The organism is Streptomyces sp. NPDC059477, from assembly GCF_042749375.1.
Lineage (GTDB): Bacteria > Actinomycetota > Actinomycetes > Streptomycetales > Streptomycetaceae > Streptomyces.
Window position 1 is genome coordinate 16878 of record NZ_JBHYUG010000101.1, and the last position, 14831, is coordinate 31708.

Genomic DNA, 14831 nt, shown 5'->3' on the forward strand with positions numbered 1-14831 from the left:
AAGGAGGTGCACCACAGTGGTGAACCCCAGCATCAACGCCATCGCCCTGTATCTGTGCTCATGGCTGCGCGACCCGCAGAACCCGACGCCCTTCCTGGAGAAGGCCCGCGAGACCGTCTCTGACGCCCGCGAGACCTTCACCCGCCGTGGCATGACGATTGACGACAGCCTTCGCACGTCGTACGAGGAGCGCATCACAGAGCACGGCCTGGACCAGGAACTGCTCGCGTGGGCCACTCGCACGGCGACGGCTCTGGACAGCAGCTCGCTGCCGTCCGACCCGGAGCACCGTGACACCCTCAGCCCGCACTCGTACCGCGGATTCCGTCTGACGTACGGAGACCTCGAAGAGATCTACGGCGCTGATCTCCCGGATGGGAGCTGAGGCACGCCATGGTGAACCCCACCCACGAGCAGACCGAGGCGATCGACGCGTACGGCGACGGCACGGACCTGGTCCTCCAGGCCGGGGCCGGATGCGGCAAGTCGGCCACGCTCAAGATGATCGCGAAGGCCGACCCCAACACGCAGATGATCTACGTCGCGTACAACAAGAGCATCGCGACCGACGCCGCCCGATCCTTCCCCCGCAACGCCAGTTGCTCCACCGCCCACAGCCTCGCCTTCCAGGCCATCGGCAAGACCTACGCACACCGCCTCTCCGGCCCCCGTCAGACCGCCCACAAGGCCGCCGTCCTCGTCGGCGTCACCGACCTGGTCGGCCCCGGCATCCCGAAGATCATGGGCGACCTCGGGGACACCGTCGCCATGCCGTCCAAGCGGATCATGCGGTACGCCCTGGAAACCCTCACCAACTGGTGCTACTCGGCGGACCCGGAGGTGGCCGCCCGGCATATCCCCCGCAAGCCGAACCTGCGGCTGCCCGCGACGATCCAGCAGATCGCCGAACTCGTCCTCCCCGTCGCCCGCGCCGCATGGCGCGACCTCCTCAAGCCGGACGGGGTCCTCAAGTTCCAGCACGACCACTACCTGAAGATGTGGCAACTAGGCGCCCCCCGGCTGGCCACGGACGTGGTTCTCCTCGATGAGGCGCAGGACACCAACGACGTCGTGGCGGCCGTTATCGGGGGCCAGGAGCACACGCAGCGCATCGTGGTCGGCGACTCCGCGCAGCAGATCTACGAGTGGCGCGGGGCCTCGGACGCATTGGCCAAGTTCGCGGCGGCCGGCGCCCAGGTGCAGACCCTCAGCCAGTCGTTCCGGTTCGGGCCCGCCATCGCCGAGGCCGCGAACCGATGGCTGTACGTGGTCGGCACGGATCTGCGGCTGCGCGGCTTCGAGCCGCTGGACTCCCGCCTGGACACCCTGACGAACCCGGATGCGGTGCTGTGCCGTACCAATGCGGGCGCCATGGAGGTCGTGATGGACGCCCTGGCCCGCAAGGTCCGGGTGGCGCTGGTCGGCGGCGGCTCGGAGATGAAGCGGCTCGCCGAGGCCGCCGCCGCCCTCCAGGCCGGTCGGAACACCGACCACCCAGAGCTGATGGCGTTCGCGACCTGGGACCAGGTCCGGCAGTACGCCGAGGAAGAGGCCGACGGCGCGGACCTCCGGGTGCTGGTCCGCCTAGTCGACGCGCACGGCCCGGCGGTCATCGTCGCCGCGACCGAGCAACTCGTCTCGGAGGACCAGGCCGACCTGGTGGTGTCGACCGCGCACCGGTCGAAGGGCCGCGAGTGGCCACGCGTCCGTATCCACGACGACTTCCGGGCGCCGTCCGCTGACCCGTCCACCGGTCTGGTGACGATCCGCCGGGAAGAGGCCCGCCTCGCGTACGTCGCGGTGACCCGCGCCCGTGAGGTCCTGGACGACCGGGCGCTGTCGTGGCTGGACCAGGTGAAGGCGGTAGCAGCGTGAGCCGCCGCGAGTGGGAGTTGCTGGCCGCGTGCCGGGACGAGGACCCCGAGATCTGGTTCTCCGGCAGGAAGCGGGCCCAGGCACTGGCCATCTGCCACTCCTGCCCGGTCCTCGAAGAATGCCGGACCGCTGCGCTGGAGCGCGAGGCGGGCGTTGCCCAGGTGTACCGGAGGGGCATCGTCGCCGGTCTCACCGGCGCGGAGCGCTGGGCACTCGCTCAGCAGCAGGCCGCCGCCAAGCCCAAGCCGATACCGAAGCCGAAGCCGAAGCCGAAGAACAAGCGGCGGTGGAAGGTCGCACCGTGCGGGACCCGGGCCGCATACCAGCGGCACGTCCGCAAGAACGAGCCGATCGACGCCGAGTGCCAGGCCGCCGCCGCGACCGCCGCTCGCGGGTACCGGGCCACCGGCTCCACACAGACGCCCACCCCCTGTGTCGCGGGCCGGCCGGCGGATGGGACCGGCTGCCGGACCGACGGTCACCAGCACCACAACCAGCACGACGGGAGGACAGCGCCGGTGGGAGACCGCCTTGTCACCGAGGTCATGAACATGGCCCCGGTGACGCTGACGCACCGTGAGGCGTGGGTGCTCGCGGTGCTGGCGGCTGACGCCGACGACGACACCCGCACTACCCGGTCCAGCGTCGAAGCGCCGGACATGCTGCGGCGGGCGCGGGTGTCCCGGCCCCAGATGTACGCCGTGATCAAGTCGCTCATCTCGAAGGGGGCGTTGGTGCGGGCCACGGTCGGCCAGCGGAACGCGGTCGCCGCGTACGTCCTGCCTCCGCTCGACAGCACCATGCCGCCCCCCGCCCCGGCCCCGGTCGCGCGACGGGCCAGCCGTCCCTCCCCTGCACCCTCCCGCTCCACACCCGCCCGCCGCCCGACCGCCGACCAGCCGCCCGCACGCCAGCCTCCGGCGGCGGATGACCCGGCCTTCGATGCCTTCTGGGCCGCGTACCCGCGCAAGGTGGCCAAGCGCGACGCCCGTACGGCCTGGTCCAAGGCTCTGAAACGTGGCGCCGACCCCGAGCAGATCACCGCTGCCGCCGCCCGGCACGCCGCCCAATGGCGAGCCGCCCAAACAGCCTCCCAGTACATCCCGCACCCCACGAAGTGGCTGAACGGCGAGCGCTACGACGACGCGCCCGAGGCGACGCCCGCCCACCACCAGCCCGCCATCCCGGGCACCCCCACCCGCTACACCGACCCCACAGAACGAGGGATCTTCTGATGACGGACCACGTCCCCGAGGATGACTCGGCGCCGCTGTTCGATCGCGCTATGCCAGCCGATCGCGAAGCCGAGATGGCATTCCTCGGCGCGCTCCAGCTTGCTGGCCGTGACGCCCGTCGCGTCCACCAAATGGTGCCCACGGCCGACTTCTACCGGCCCGCCCACGCCATCATCCACGCCACCGCCGGCGAACTCATCGACCGCGCCGAACCGGTCGACCCGATCACCCTGGCCGCCGCCCTCCAGGCCGCAGGCGAACTCTTGAAGATTGGCGGCGCCTCCTACCTGCACACCCTCGTCCAGTACGTCCCCACCGTCGCGCACGCCGAGTACTACGCCGAGCGCATCCGCCAGCTTGCCCAGCGTCGGGCGCTGATCAACGCCGGGCACCGCATCATGCAGCGCGGCTACGACCCCACCGCCGGTGACCCCGGCGACCTCGCCGAGGAAGCGGTCGCCCTCGCCCGGGACGTACGGGACGCCGGACGCGCCGCCGAGGACACCCCGGTCACAGACATGCACGACTTCCTCACCGTGGAGGACACGCACGACTGGGTGGTCCCGGGGCTGCTGGAGCGCGGGGACCGGCTGATCCTCACGGCCGGTGAGGGCGGGGGAAAGAGCGTGCTGCTGCGGCAGATCGCCGTCGCCGTGGCCGCCGGGGTGAACCCTTTCACGATCATGCCGTCGGAGTACGGGCCGCAGAAGGTGCTGGTCCTGGACTGCGAGAACTCGGCGCCGCAGTCCCGCCGCCACTACCGGCATCTGATCAACGCTGCCGCCCGTGGGCACATGCCGGTGAAGCGGGGCCAGCTCCACATCGACGTGCGGCCCGAAGGTGTCGACCTCACCCGCGCGGATGGCCGGGCGTGGCTGATGCGCCGCGTGGAGCAGGTCATGCCCGATCTGCTGGTGATCGGACCGATCTACCAACTCCACACCGGCGACCCGAACGCCGAGGAGCACGCGCGGAAGGTCACAGTCGCGCTGACGGAAGCCCGAGTGACGGCGAACTGCGCGATGGTCCTGGAGGCGCACGCCCCGCACGGGAACGGGTTCGGGCCGCGCGCCCTCCGCCCGGCCGGGTCCGCTCTGTGGATGCGGTGGCCGGAGTTCGGGTTCGGCCTCCGGCCCGTGGAGGACGAGAAGAGCGCGGAAGAGGACCGTGCCCGGCGCCTGGTCCCGTGGCGGGGCTTGCGTGACGACCGGGCGTTCCCGCCGTTTCTCCGGCAGGGGGAGCGGGGCGGCTGGCCCTGGGTGCCCTACGTCCCGATCGACACCGACGTACGCGGCTACTCCAGCACCGGGGCCACGGGGTGACGCCCGTCAGATGCCGGTACTGCCCGCAGGCCCTGACCACCCCGGAGTCCCGTGCGCGCGGCTACGGGCCGGTGTGCGGCCAGCGGCGCGGGCTCCTCCCGCCGACGCCCCATCAGCGCCGCCCAGCCGCCTCGGTGACCGCCGTCACGAAGCCTGACGTCCACCCCGACCAGACCACCATCCCCATCCAACCCGAACTCCCCGAGGAGTCGACGTGACCGGCCCCGATCACTACCGCGAAGCCGAACGGCTCCTGGACCGCGCCCACCACTTCACCTACGGAGACGGGGGAGACCCGGTCACCGGCGCCGCACTGGCCACCGCAGCACAGGCACATGCCACGCTCGCCCTCGCCGCCGCCACCGCCATGCAGGCCCCCATCGACGGATCGGAGCCCGGCATGGGCTCCGCCGAGTTCCACGCCTGGTACGACGCGGCTGGCGTGAAGCCCGCCACCACCACGAAGGAGAACTGACCTTGTCTCTGCCCACCCTGACCGGCGTCGGTCGCCTCACCGCGGACCCCGAACTCCGCTTCACCCAGTCCGGGAAGGCCGTCGCCAGCATCGCGCTCGCCTTCAACTCCCGCCGCCTCAACCAGCAGACCCAGCAGTGGGAGGACGGCGACACCTTCTACATCCGGGGCACCGTCTGGGACCGCCTCGCCGAGAACGCCACCGAGAGCCTGGCCAAGGGCGTGGAAGTCCTCGTCACCGGCGAGGTCCGCACCGAGCGCTGGGAGAAGGACGGCCAGAAGCACGAGCGGCCGGCACTCATCATCCGCTCCATCGCGCCGAACCTCGCCTTCGCCACCGCCACCGTCTCGAAGGACGCCGCCAGCCAGCCGACCCCCGGCGGGCAGCGCCCAGCCGCCCAGCAGCGCTCCCAGCCCCAGCAGCGCCAGACCCCGCCCCAGGACGACCCCTGGGCCACCGGCGGCCCCACTGAGCCCCCGTTCTGAAATGGCCCTGCTTGTACGACTGGCCAGCACCGACGACCTATCCGAAATCGTCGAAGCTCTCCTGACGGCCGCCGACGCCAAGGAGCCCACGGTGCCCACTCTGGCCGCCCGCTGGCGGACGCTCGCCCGCGACGTCGGTGACGCTCTCGACTCCCTGCCCGTACAGCCGCAGTAACCCCACGGACAGGGGCCCCACGCAGGGCCCCACCCCCGGCACCACACCGGAGGAACCCATGTCCATCACCACCTGGCTCCGCCGCAGAAACCCGCGCCCGGCACCGGTTCGGCCCGCGTACGCCCGTGCGATGGAGGCCGCCGCTCTGGTCGACCGCCAGGCCCTCGAACTTGCCGCCGCCCGAGAAGAGGCCGCGCGGTGGAAGCGCCACTCGGAGACCCACGCTGACGAGCGCGACACCGCCGTCCGCGCCTTCAACAGCAAGGTGCTGGAGGCCGAGGACCGTACCCGCGAGCGGGATGGCGCGTACCGGGAGCGGGCGCAGCTCCTCGCCTGGCTGACCGCCCTGCACCCGTCGACGGCCGTCATCACCCCCGCCCGCGACCTTTCCGAGGCGGGCTGGGCGCTGCTCTACGTGGTGGCTGGCGGCTGGCAGATGTCCTGGCACATTGCCCCCACCGACGTGCGCTTCTTCGAGCACGTGACGGCCGTCGGCCCGGAGGACTCGCGGGCGCAGTGGGACGGGCACGGCTCGGATGAGAAGTACGAGCGGCTCCGGCATCACGTCCGGCTCCTGGTGCTGGAGGGGCTTGTTGGTGACGGGTCGGCGACGCCCGTCACGGGGGAGGCGAGCGATGTCTGAGCTGGAGCAGATCAGCCCCGCGCGGCTGGACGAGATCCGCGCGATGACGTTCACCACCGGCATCAACCCGGCCGCCGGGCACTTCGACACGGACACCGAGCGGGAGCTGTATCAGCTGGCCGCGCGCTGCTGGAACGCCCTTCAGACCCTGCTCCGCGACCACGAGCACCTCACGAAGGCGCACTCCGAGGCGAGCGAGCGGCTCGCCGCCTGGGAGGGAACCCCGTGATCGACGTCATCGCGTTCGTCGTCCTGGTCGTGGTCGTGGCCGGCTTCCCGCTCGCTCACTGGTCCGAAGCCATCTGGAGGAAGTCGTGACGTTCACCCTCGGGTTCAAGCTGCACCTGCGCGGTGGCGAGGTCATCGATGGCGCGGTGTTCCCGTCCGGGCGCGCGCTCGTGGAGGACGACTCGGAGTTCGGGTTCGGGTCTGCTGCTCCCTCGCTGGAGCAGTTGCTCGCGGGCTACCACGGGGCGAGGGTCAAGTGGCCGGACCAGTCCCCTGTCGCCAGCGTTGCCGCGCCGGAGCGGCCCGACACCAAGACGCTGGAAGCACGCACCCAGGCCATCGCCGACGCCATCGGCCCGACGATGCTCATCGGCCTCGGGGACGCCGAACTCTTCGGCGCGGCCGGGGCGCAGCGAATCCGGGAGTGGGTGGCGTGGATCTCGAAGACTGTCGCCGCCCTGCCTGCCGCCCCGGCCCAGCCCGCGAAGGACGCGGAGAAGCGAGAGGTTGTGCACGGCTGCCCGCCCGCCGGGTCCGTCCTCACTCCCTGCTGCGCCCGTACCCCGTTCGAACTGCCGCGCACCGACCGGCTGAGCACCGAACTGGCGCTCGTCACCTGCCAGCCTGTCGTCCTGGCTGCGCCCGCTGCTGGGGCTGAGGTGCAGCACATCGGCGGCCGGGCCAACGCGGAGGACTGCCCCGCCTGCGCGAACACCAACCCGCCCTGGCCGTTCATCTGCCCCGGGCCTGCCGCCCCGGCCGCGCCCGCGAAGGGAGGCACGCCGTGAACTCCTGGCACCACGCCCAGAGCAGCGCCCGCAAATGGGGCGGCACCCCCAACCTCTACCTGCCCATCCACGAGTTCATCGACAGCTCGAAACGGATCATCGGCGACGTCCGCCACCGCTCCCTCTACCACCACACCGAGGGCACCTGGCTGTGCCAGCGGATCTTCGGCGTCACCCTCGACGTCCCCAAGCAGCGGACCACCGTGCAGGTCCCCGTCCGGCTCATCGCCGAGCAGCACGTCCTCGAAGACCTCGGCTGGCTCCCCTCCCCGGCGGACTACATCGGCGGCATGCCCATCGCCCCGTGGATGTCCGGCTCACAGCGCAAGACCGTCCCGCTCTCTCACCTTCTCCTCAACCAGCCGACCGGAGCAGACCAGTGACCGACCGCAAGAACTTCCTCGGCATCCCTGTCCAGGGCGACATCACCCCCGGCGCCGGACGCGTCGAGCAGAGGCCGATCGGGGAACTCCAGCCGATCCTCCAGGCTGTCCTCGATGACCCGACCATCGTGGAGTTCGGGTGGCGGCAGTACACCCCGTACTTCAACGACGGCGACCCCTGCACCTTCAGCGCCCATGGCACCTGGGTCCGCACCACCGTGGACGAGGGCGCCGACGAGGACGAGCTGGAGATGTGGGGGCACCGCACTCTCGGCAAGGTCACCACGGAGTGGGGCGACGTCGACCCGGTCACGAAGCGGCGGGTCGTCGTCAGCGAGGTCTACGAGGGTCCGGACCGCGCCCGGTACGACCGGTGCAAGGCGCTGGAGAAGGCGATCGAGGGCGGGCACTTCGAGCACGTCTTGCTGGACGCCTTCGGCGACCACGCCGAGGTGAGCGTCCGCGGCGACGGCATCGAGGTCAAGTTCTACGGCCACGACTGAGCACGGCGAAGGGGCGTGCGCCACAACGTCTTGCCGGACCAGGCGCACGCCCCCAGGTGCTGATCACCGTACCGCCCCGCACACCCGAGGAGCAGCACCGTGGCCACCCCAGCCGACGATCTCGACACCATCACCGAACGCTGGCCCACCCTCCGCGCGTCCGCCGGCCAGCGCCCCGTCACCAGCTGGCCGCCCGCCATGGGCATCACCCGCCTCATGTCCGAGGAGGAGCGCCAGGAGCACGCCGCCGAGCGCGCCGACACCGCGCCGGACGCCCCCGGCCCCCGGCCCGCCCCGGTCGACGTGGACGTGCTGGACGTCATGACGACCATCGAGACCGGGCTCATCACCACCGCGGACTGGCTCGCCGAGCGCGTGCAGCGGCCGGCCGTCACCGCGGCGACGGGGCGCGGCTGGAGCGACGACGTCCACCGCCAGGTCGCGCTCATCGCCGCGCGCGACGCCGCCGACCCGCGCCGCTGGCGGTACACCGGCCAGCAGCGGGACGCCCCGACGGCGGCCGAGTGGCTGGCGCTCCGCCTCCGCTCCGTGCCTGGCCCGTTCCGGGCGCTGGACGACGGGGAGCGGGAGGCCGTCGCGCGGGTGGCCACGATGGGGGCGACGCTGCTTCGGCGCGCGCTCGGGGAGCAGCGGCGGCGCGAAGCCGTGCCACACCCGTGCCCGGTCCCGTGCGGGGGCCAGTTGGTGGTGGAGGGCGGGGACGGGGCACCGCCGGTCGTACGGTGCGAGGACTGCGGCCGAACCTGGACGGAGCGCAGCGCCGGGGCCGCGTGACGGGTCCGGGAGGCGCGGCCCGTTCAACAGCGAGCGGCCCTCCGCCCCGCACCCCATGGGGCGGAGGGCCGACAAGCCTCCCCGGGTGAGCCATCGACCGTACGCCTGGCGGCTCAGCGCGTCCAGACCCCGGGTCCGCCGCCGCGCCACTCGATCAGCGCGGACCGCACCACATCCATCTCGTCCCAGCTCTGGAGCCCGACCTCCTGGAGCAGCCGCGCCACGTCGCTGGTCGAGTAGGCGCGGCCGAGGATCCGCTCCGCGACGCGCACGCGCCGGCCGCCACCCTCGTCGGGCGGGTAGATCACCACGGGCGTCGCGGACGTCATGCGTCCAGGATCAGCCGGGCCTTACCCGCGCGCACCTGGGCGATCACTCCATGATCCCGAGGGCGGTGTCCGGGCGGCAGACCGTGCACGCCTCGGCGCCCTCGGTCAGAGCCTGGAGAGCGGCGGCCCGACTGGCCCGGACCGCCTGCTTCGACATGGCCCAGCATTCGCCCGCGTGGACGGTGGGCGGGGGGACCCCACTCGGGCCGGGATCTACCAGCCAGTCCGGGGGCGGCAGCCGACGCCGCTCCCCACGCTGACGCTCGGCCTCGCGGCGCTCCAGGTCAGCGATCTGCCGCCGCACGCGGTCCAGGCTGTAGACGAGCCAGGTCTCCAGGGTGCGGAGACGCGGCAGATCGGGCGGCAAGTCGGACACATGTTCGAGTCTAAGTCTAAGACGGTCCTGTCGCGCCAGCAGGTACGACGGAGCACCCTGGCCGGGTGGATCCCGAGCACTACCACCTGCTGCTCGCCGTCGACGGCGAGCCGGTACAGCACGGCTGGTGGGCAGACGAGACGACCGCCCGCCAGAAGGCCGTCGCCTGGATCGGGGAGTACGGCGGACGGCCCGGCGCGCGGATCACCCTCGTGGATGAGGCGACCGGCGAGACGCTGACGGACTGGCCCACCGAGGCGTGATGGTGACCGTCGCCAGGTCTCATGACTTCCTGACAGCACGGGCCGCCGTCCGCTACTGTCGCCTCTGTTGGGCATCTCGGCCCCATGCGAGTGGGGGTGGATCGCAAACGGCCCCGACGACGCGGTCTCGCCAATCGCCGTCCCGCAGAGGCCATTCCCGCACCACAACCGAACGCAAGGAGCGAAGCGCGTGAGCCGGAGCGAGCCCATGGCACTCGACCGCATCGAAACCAACGGCTACCGCCCCCTGGAGCCGTATCCCGGCAAGGTCAACATCCGCTGGCTCATGGAGTGCACCGAGTGCGGCGAGCCGCAGCGGCTACGCCCGGACCACAAGATGAAGCCCTGCGAGCACAAGGCGCGGGAGCGGCAGCAACGCGACGAGGCCGCTGCCGACAAGGCGTACCGCGACTGGCTCGTCTCCCTGCGGACGCCGAAGCTGGCCACGAAGAATCTGCGGGCCCTGGAGCCGCACCCTGGCGAGGAGGGTGTGCGCTGGTGGGTGGAGTGCAAGTTCTGCGGGCGCCAGTGGCACATGCTGGAGGACAAGCTGAGGGCCTGCCCGCACAAGGGCACAGGGGACGAAGGGGCGCCCACGCCCCCGGCGAGCACCGCCCCGAAGCGGCGGAGCAAGACTTCCGACACCGCACCGGTCGATGTCCAGCGCTTCCTCGGGCCCCTGGACCGGCTCCATCCGGCTCCGGAGACGGCCCGGACAGCAGGCGCGGACGATGGCGAGTAGGCACGGACGCCTCGGCGCCCGCTCCTCGATGGCCCACCACAGCCCTGACCCCACCCACAGAAGGTGACATGCCTACAGCCCGACCCCACCCCCTCGCGGAGTACGCAGACTGCATCGACCCCGCCCGGCCGTACACCGTCCGGCAGATCGCCGACCTGATGGAGATGGCCGTCTCCAGCGTCTCCGGCATGGCCGACTACGGCTGGCTCCCCGGCAGCAGCATGAAACCCCACCGGCGCGGTGGCCGCGTCCGCACATGGACCGGCGCACAGCTACTGCGCCTCGCCCGCCGGCCAGTCCGTGTGGCGTACGACCACGGGCAGTACAGCCCTGCCACGCTGTACCGGGTCGGCTGCCGGTGCAAGGTATGCACCCGCGCGCACAACGCCGACAGCCTGATGCGGCGAAGGGCCCTCGCCGAGGAGACGTTCCCTACGGATAAGCGGCTCCTGCTCGTGGCCCTGATCCGGGGCGCCACGCCCGTCGCCGAAGCCGCCGCCGAGGTGGGGGTGACGCCAGGCCGGGTCTACGGTCGGGCGGCCTGGGACGCAGACTTCGCCCAGCAGTTGGACGAGGCGGGGTGGGCGCTGTGTGTGCTGGGGCAGGATGACCCTCGGTGCGGTACGGGCGGCGGGTACCGGGGGGACTCCCGGGCGGAGGTGCCGCGCCCTGGCTGCAGGGGAACGGGGTGCCGGGAGTGGCGGCGCGACCGCGCGCAGCAGGAGCGGGCCGGGGCGTCGAGTTGACGCGGAGGTCGGCCGGACCGCGCCCCCGTGGCATCCTGCCGCCCATGGCCTACCGCCCGTACCCCAGCCGCGAGCGCGCCCTCCGCCAGCTCGACCGCCACTACCCCGGCCCGCGCGTGCCCGTCATCCCGGTGGAGGTGCTGCGACCCATGGGTGAAGCCTTCAGACGGCTGCGGGAGGACACGCGCGCCGCTGCCGAGCACGGCTTCGGGGCAGGCGCCTACGTCCTGGCAGCGCGGCGCACCGGAACCCCCACGTGATCATCCCGTTCCTCGTCGGCGTCCTGATCACGCTGACCATCGCGGTCGCCGGCGCCTGGATCTGCTCCTCTCTCTGTGGAGAGATCCGCGCCCGGCGCCCGAACCCTCCCACGTGATGCAGCGAGACGGGCCGCTACCGAAAGGGCTCCCGTGACCATCACCATCCAGTTCATCCGCGGCCCCGCAGACGGCCGCACCCTCACAATCCCCGACGACGAGCCGCCGCCGCTCTACCTGATCGCCGTCACCCCGCCGGTCACCGATCTGCTGGCCGACTCACTCGACGTCTCCCTGGTGGAGAAGGCGGAGTACGAGCCGCTCCTGGAACTCGGCTGGCCTCGCCGCGTGGACGATGGCGCTTTCCTCTATCGGCACCGGCCCGCCCCCGTGACGCAGGACAAACGGACCGCCCTGGATCAGTCGCGGCGGGCCTCCAAGGAAGCAGAGCAGTGGCGTACCGCTGAGACGGATGCCGCATGGCAGGAGATCCGCGAAGTACGCCCGGACTACCCCGAGAGCTGGCGCGACTTCCCGTAGATATCCCGCGCGACGCCCGTCGTCGCCCGTCATCGCTGAACCCGTAGAACCCCGCCCGCCCGCACGGTACCGTGATGGACGGCAGATGCCCCCCGTAGGGCGTCACCTCCGAAATAGATCGAGCCCCGGCACGGACGATTGCAGCGTCCGCCGAGGCTCTGACCACCAGGAGATGACGCTCCGAGATGGCTACGGCACAGCCTATGGCGCCCCCCACCACGTACGACACCCCCACCCCGCGCTGGGTCGCCTGGCTCACCGACGCCGGCCGACCGGCCGTCGCCGTATGGGTCATGATCATGTGCGCCCCCGGTGAACATCACCTCGGCCGCCTCGCCGGATGGTCCGACACCCTCGCCTGGGGCATGGCCGGAGTCCTCGCCGCGTACGCCGGCATCGCTTCGGCCGTCGCCTCGAAGCGGCCCAAGGGCGCTCCCGGGAAGAAGTCCGCAGTGGCCGGAGCGTGGCTGTCCCTCGCGACCGCGATGAGCGCGCAGCCCGTGTCCCACCTGTTCGTGACGGGGCACTGGAGTGCCGACCCGCGCCCGCCCGTGTGGCTGGTCGTGTCCGTTTCCTGCGTCCCGCCCCTGGTCCTGGGCCATCTGCTGCATCTCGCGGCGACACCCGTGCGCGTGACGCCCGTTATCGCCGGGGCGCAGCCGGTGGCGACCCCCGTCATCCCGCCCGCGCACGCCGCCGTGCCGCCCGCGATCGTGTGGTTCCAGGCCGTCCCCGCTGGCGCCCGTCGGCTGCCGATCGTGCCAGCCGCCCCGACGCCGATCGTGTACGCCGACCCTCGGTGCGCCGTGATCCGCCCGCTCTACGACACCGTGCCGCCCACCCGGCCGGGCACGAAGACGATGCGCGCGGCCCTCATCGCGGCCGGATTCGATGATCTCTCCGACGGCATGTTGCGGGGGCGGCTCCGCGCCGAGGTGGAGCGGCACGAGCCGCGCCTCGCACAGCTCCCGGCCGCGCCCGTCGCGATCAGCGCATAGCCGCACCACAAGCACGCCAGGAACTTCCTGGACGCCGCAACACACCACCCACGAGAGGACTTCCGCATGATCACGTCCGGCTACGCCACCCGCGAAGGCACCGCCAAGGACAACGCCGACTCGGCCACGGTCTACGAGATGGCCGACGGCAGCGTGGGCGCCGCCGTGATCGACGGCATAGGCCACGGCCCCCACACCAGCCGCACCGCGCCGCTCCTCGCCGAGGTGGCCGCCCGCTACGCCGCCCACCGCGGCGCCGTCCAGGGCATCCTCGGTGCCGGCCTTCTCGTCGCCGACCCCGGCCCCACCGGCGACGAGGCCAACGCCGTCGGTGTCGTCGCCCGCGTCTACGCCGACGGCATCCGCGTCGCCTGGGTCGGCGACTGCCGCGCCTACAGCTGGAACGGCAGCGCCCTGACCCTGAACACCACCGACCAGACCATGGCCCGATGGGTGGAGCAGTTCGGGCCGCCGGTCGACGTCACCCAGGCGTACGGCGCCTGGATCCGTGTCTCCCTCGCCACCGCCACGATCGCCACCGTCAGCGAGATCGAGGTCACCGAACCGCTCGTCATCCTCACCAGCGACGGCGTGCACGACCAGACCCCACACCAGGTTCTGGAGGACCTGGTGCGCGAACACGCCCACGACCCCCAGGCCCTCGCCGACGCACTCGTGGCCGCCGCCCAGCCGGACGAGACCGGCTACCGCGACGACGCCACCGCCGTCGTCATCCACCGCCCCGCCACTACCGCCTGACAGGGAGCGCACCCCACCCATGTGGCCCACCATCATCGCCGTACTCGGCACCCTCGCCGGCGGCGCCCTCGCCGGCGTCACCCAGCACTGGACCGCCCGAAGCGCCCGCCAGGAGCAGCACCGCCTCCAGGTCGCCGACGCCGTCCGCGCGCTGCTCGCGGCAGCGCTCACCTACCGGGAACGGTTCTGGCTCCAGATCGAGGTCATCCGCGACGGCGAACAGGAGACCCCCGAGGCCCGCGCCGACCGCTACCGCGCCCGAAGCGAGGTGACCATAGCCCGCGACCACCTCGTGCTCCTCACGAACGACCCGGCGCTGATCGCTGCCGCCCGGGATGCGTCCTGGTCGGCGATCTCGCTCAGCGACGTCCCCCTCGGCCCGGTCGAGGCCCGGCGGTTCGCCGACGACGTGGAGGCCCAGCTGGAGGCCGCCCGTGACGAGAGCCGCGACACCCACACCACCCTGAGGGACACAGGCGTGGCGTACGTCCACGGATCGGCGGCGGCGCCGGGCGCGGACCAGCGGTCTCACATGCCACTCCCGCCGGGGCGCGCGGCCGAGAGCGCCGCTGCACCGGCCGCGCCCCGACGCCCCGGAAACTGACCCCTCACACCTCGCCCTGGGCCAGGCTCCTAGTCCGGCTCACCCCCATCATGGAAGGATCATCAACATGACCGAGCGAGTGGACGCGAAGGTACTGCTGCTCTTCGGCGACCAGGCCGAGATCACTACTCCGCACCGGGACCACACCGACCCGGAGCGGGTGCCTGTCGACAAGTTGGTGCGCGAGACCGGTATCGCCCGCGAGGACCTGGTGGGGTCCAAGGTGGTCGCTGTCGTGGATGGCGGCGAGTTGGTGCGGTTCGAGCGCGCCTGAGCGGCGGCGTCAAGGGGGCGGCCAGCGGGCCGCCCC

25 protein-coding genes are annotated in these 14831 nt (G+C 72.0%); 23 read left to right on the forward strand and 2 right to left on the reverse strand.

Annotated features, from left to right (window positions below; all coding sequences use genetic code 11):
• Nucleotides 1-19 precede the first annotated feature (19 nt).
• The 14 genes from ACFXAZ_RS33255 to ACFXAZ_RS33320 all read left to right on the forward strand — a co-directional run bounded on the left by ACFXAZ_RS33255 (nucleotide 20) and on the right by ACFXAZ_RS33320 (nucleotide 8907).
• Nucleotides 20-385 carry a hypothetical protein gene (locus ACFXAZ_RS33255; RefSeq protein WP_384598709.1) on the forward strand — a complete coding sequence of 122 codons (366 nt, stop codon included), beginning with the start codon at nucleotides 20-22 and terminating at the stop codon, nucleotides 383-385.
• An 8-nt stretch (nucleotides 386-393) separates the two neighbouring features.
• Nucleotides 394-1875, forward strand: a complete 1482-nt coding sequence (locus tag ACFXAZ_RS33260) for a UvrD-helicase domain-containing protein (protein ID WP_384598711.1) — start codon at nucleotides 394-396, stop codon at nucleotides 1873-1875.
• Nucleotides 1872-3110 carry a WhiB family transcriptional regulator gene (locus ACFXAZ_RS33265; protein WP_384598713.1) on the forward strand — a complete coding sequence of 413 codons (1239 nt, stop codon included), beginning with the start codon at nucleotides 1872-1874 and terminating at the stop codon, nucleotides 3108-3110. The genes ACFXAZ_RS33260 and ACFXAZ_RS33265 overlap by 4 nt, the downstream gene beginning before the upstream one ends.
• A 50-nt stretch (nucleotides 3111-3160) precedes the next feature.
• Complete coding sequence (locus tag ACFXAZ_RS33270) at nucleotides 3161-4432, forward strand: DnaB-like helicase N-terminal domain-containing protein (protein WP_384598715.1); 1272 nt, start codon at nucleotides 3161-3163, stop codon at nucleotides 4430-4432.
• Nucleotides 4429-4650, forward strand: a complete 222-nt coding sequence (locus ACFXAZ_RS33275; protein ID WP_384598717.1) for a DUF6011 domain-containing protein — start codon at nucleotides 4429-4431, stop codon at nucleotides 4648-4650. Before ACFXAZ_RS33270 ends, ACFXAZ_RS33275 begins: the two co-directional genes overlap by 4 nt.
• Entirely contained in the window at nucleotides 4647-4907 is a 261-nt protein-coding gene (locus ACFXAZ_RS33280; RefSeq protein ID WP_384598719.1) for a hypothetical protein, read from the forward strand. Before ACFXAZ_RS33275 ends, ACFXAZ_RS33280 begins: the two co-directional genes overlap by 4 nt.
• A 2-nt stretch (nucleotides 4908-4909) precedes the next feature.
• Nucleotides 4910-5392 carry a single-stranded DNA-binding protein gene (gene ssb / locus ACFXAZ_RS33285; protein ID WP_384598721.1) on the forward strand — a complete coding sequence of 161 codons (483 nt, stop codon included), beginning with the start codon at nucleotides 4910-4912 and terminating at the stop codon, nucleotides 5390-5392.
• Nucleotide 5393: 1 nt separating this feature from the next.
• A complete protein-coding gene (locus tag ACFXAZ_RS33290) occupies nucleotides 5394-5567 on the forward strand; it encodes a hypothetical protein (protein WP_384598723.1) in 174 nt (57 codons plus the stop codon).
• Between the two features lie 58 nt (nucleotides 5568-5625).
• A complete protein-coding gene (locus ACFXAZ_RS33295) occupies nucleotides 5626-6210 on the forward strand; it encodes a hypothetical protein (protein ID WP_384598724.1) in 585 nt (194 codons plus the stop codon).
• Nucleotides 6203-6439 carry a hypothetical protein gene (locus tag ACFXAZ_RS33300; RefSeq protein ID WP_384598726.1) on the forward strand — a complete coding sequence of 79 codons (237 nt, stop codon included), beginning with the start codon at nucleotides 6203-6205 and terminating at the stop codon, nucleotides 6437-6439. Before ACFXAZ_RS33295 ends, ACFXAZ_RS33300 begins: the two co-directional genes overlap by 8 nt.
• A gap of 85 nt (nucleotides 6440-6524) precedes the next feature.
• Nucleotides 6525-7226: a hypothetical protein gene (locus ACFXAZ_RS33305; RefSeq protein WP_384598728.1), complete on the forward strand. Its 702-nt coding sequence runs from the start codon at nucleotides 6525-6527 to the stop codon at nucleotides 7224-7226.
• Entirely contained in the window at nucleotides 7223-7609 is a 387-nt protein-coding gene (locus tag ACFXAZ_RS33310) for a DUF6915 family protein (protein ID WP_384598730.1), read from the forward strand. Before ACFXAZ_RS33305 ends, ACFXAZ_RS33310 begins: the two co-directional genes overlap by 4 nt.
• Nucleotides 7606-8112 carry a hypothetical protein gene (locus tag ACFXAZ_RS33315; protein ID WP_384598732.1) on the forward strand — a complete coding sequence of 169 codons (507 nt, stop codon included), beginning with the start codon at nucleotides 7606-7608 and terminating at the stop codon, nucleotides 8110-8112. The genes ACFXAZ_RS33310 and ACFXAZ_RS33315 overlap by 4 nt, the downstream gene beginning before the upstream one ends.
• 99 nt (nucleotides 8113-8211) lie before the next feature.
• Nucleotides 8212-8907 (forward strand): hypothetical protein, encoded by a 696-nt coding sequence (locus ACFXAZ_RS33320; protein WP_384598734.1) that lies wholly within the window; start codon nucleotides 8212-8214, stop codon nucleotides 8905-8907.
• 113 nt (nucleotides 8908-9020) lie between these two features.
• Here the strand turns inward: ACFXAZ_RS33320 and ACFXAZ_RS33325 are convergent, their stop codons facing one another.
• Together ACFXAZ_RS33325 and ACFXAZ_RS33330 are read right to left on the reverse strand one after the other, a co-directional pair.
• The gene (locus ACFXAZ_RS33325) at nucleotides 9021-9236 is read right to left on the reverse strand and encodes a hypothetical protein (RefSeq protein ID WP_384598736.1); all 216 of its coding nucleotides are present in this window, start codon (nucleotides 9234-9236) and stop codon (nucleotides 9021-9023) included.
• Nucleotides 9237-9279: 43 nt separating this feature from the next.
• Nucleotides 9280-9612 carry a DUF6233 domain-containing protein gene (locus tag ACFXAZ_RS33330; RefSeq protein ID WP_384598738.1) on the reverse strand — a complete coding sequence of 111 codons (333 nt, stop codon included), beginning with the start codon at nucleotides 9610-9612 and terminating at the stop codon, nucleotides 9280-9282.
• Nucleotides 9613-9677: 65 nt separating this feature from the next.
• Here ACFXAZ_RS33330 and ACFXAZ_RS33335 point away from each other — a divergent pair, with 65 nt between their 5' ends.
• The 9 genes from ACFXAZ_RS33335 (at nucleotide 9678) to ACFXAZ_RS33375 (ending at nucleotide 14795) form a co-directional block, all read left to right on the forward strand.
• The gene (locus ACFXAZ_RS33335) at nucleotides 9678-9875 is read left to right on the forward strand and encodes a hypothetical protein (RefSeq protein WP_384598740.1); all 198 of its coding nucleotides are present in this window, start codon (nucleotides 9678-9680) and stop codon (nucleotides 9873-9875) included.
• A 190-nt stretch (nucleotides 9876-10065) separates the two neighbouring features.
• A complete protein-coding gene (locus ACFXAZ_RS33340) occupies nucleotides 10066-10617 on the forward strand; it encodes a hypothetical protein (protein WP_384598742.1) in 552 nt (183 codons plus the stop codon).
• A 68-nt stretch (nucleotides 10618-10685) separates the two neighbouring features.
• Nucleotides 10686-11363: a hypothetical protein gene (locus tag ACFXAZ_RS33345; RefSeq protein WP_384598744.1), complete on the forward strand. Its 678-nt coding sequence runs from the start codon at nucleotides 10686-10688 to the stop codon at nucleotides 11361-11363.
• A 44-nt stretch (nucleotides 11364-11407) separates the two neighbouring features.
• Complete coding sequence (locus tag ACFXAZ_RS33350) at nucleotides 11408-11623, forward strand: hypothetical protein (RefSeq protein WP_384598746.1); 216 nt, start codon at nucleotides 11408-11410, stop codon at nucleotides 11621-11623.
• Between the two features lie 150 nt (nucleotides 11624-11773).
• Nucleotides 11774-12160, forward strand: a complete 387-nt coding sequence (locus ACFXAZ_RS33355; protein ID WP_384598748.1) for a hypothetical protein — start codon at nucleotides 11774-11776, stop codon at nucleotides 12158-12160.
• 203 nt (nucleotides 12161-12363) lie between these two features.
• Nucleotides 12364-13158, forward strand: coding sequence for a hypothetical protein (locus ACFXAZ_RS33360; RefSeq protein ID WP_384598750.1), 795 nt, complete (start codon nucleotides 12364-12366; stop codon nucleotides 13156-13158).
• A gap of 66 nt (nucleotides 13159-13224) precedes the next feature.
• The gene (locus ACFXAZ_RS33365; RefSeq protein ID WP_384598752.1) at nucleotides 13225-13917 is read left to right on the forward strand and encodes a PP2C family serine/threonine-protein phosphatase; all 693 of its coding nucleotides are present in this window, start codon (nucleotides 13225-13227) and stop codon (nucleotides 13915-13917) included.
• Between the two features lie 19 nt (nucleotides 13918-13936).
• Nucleotides 13937-14521 (forward strand): hypothetical protein, encoded by a 585-nt coding sequence (locus ACFXAZ_RS33370; RefSeq protein WP_384598754.1) that lies wholly within the window; start codon nucleotides 13937-13939, stop codon nucleotides 14519-14521.
• 67 nt (nucleotides 14522-14588) lie between these two features.
• Complete coding sequence (locus ACFXAZ_RS33375) at nucleotides 14589-14795, forward strand: hypothetical protein (protein WP_384598755.1); 207 nt, start codon at nucleotides 14589-14591, stop codon at nucleotides 14793-14795.
• Nucleotides 14796-14831: the final 36 nt, after the last annotated feature.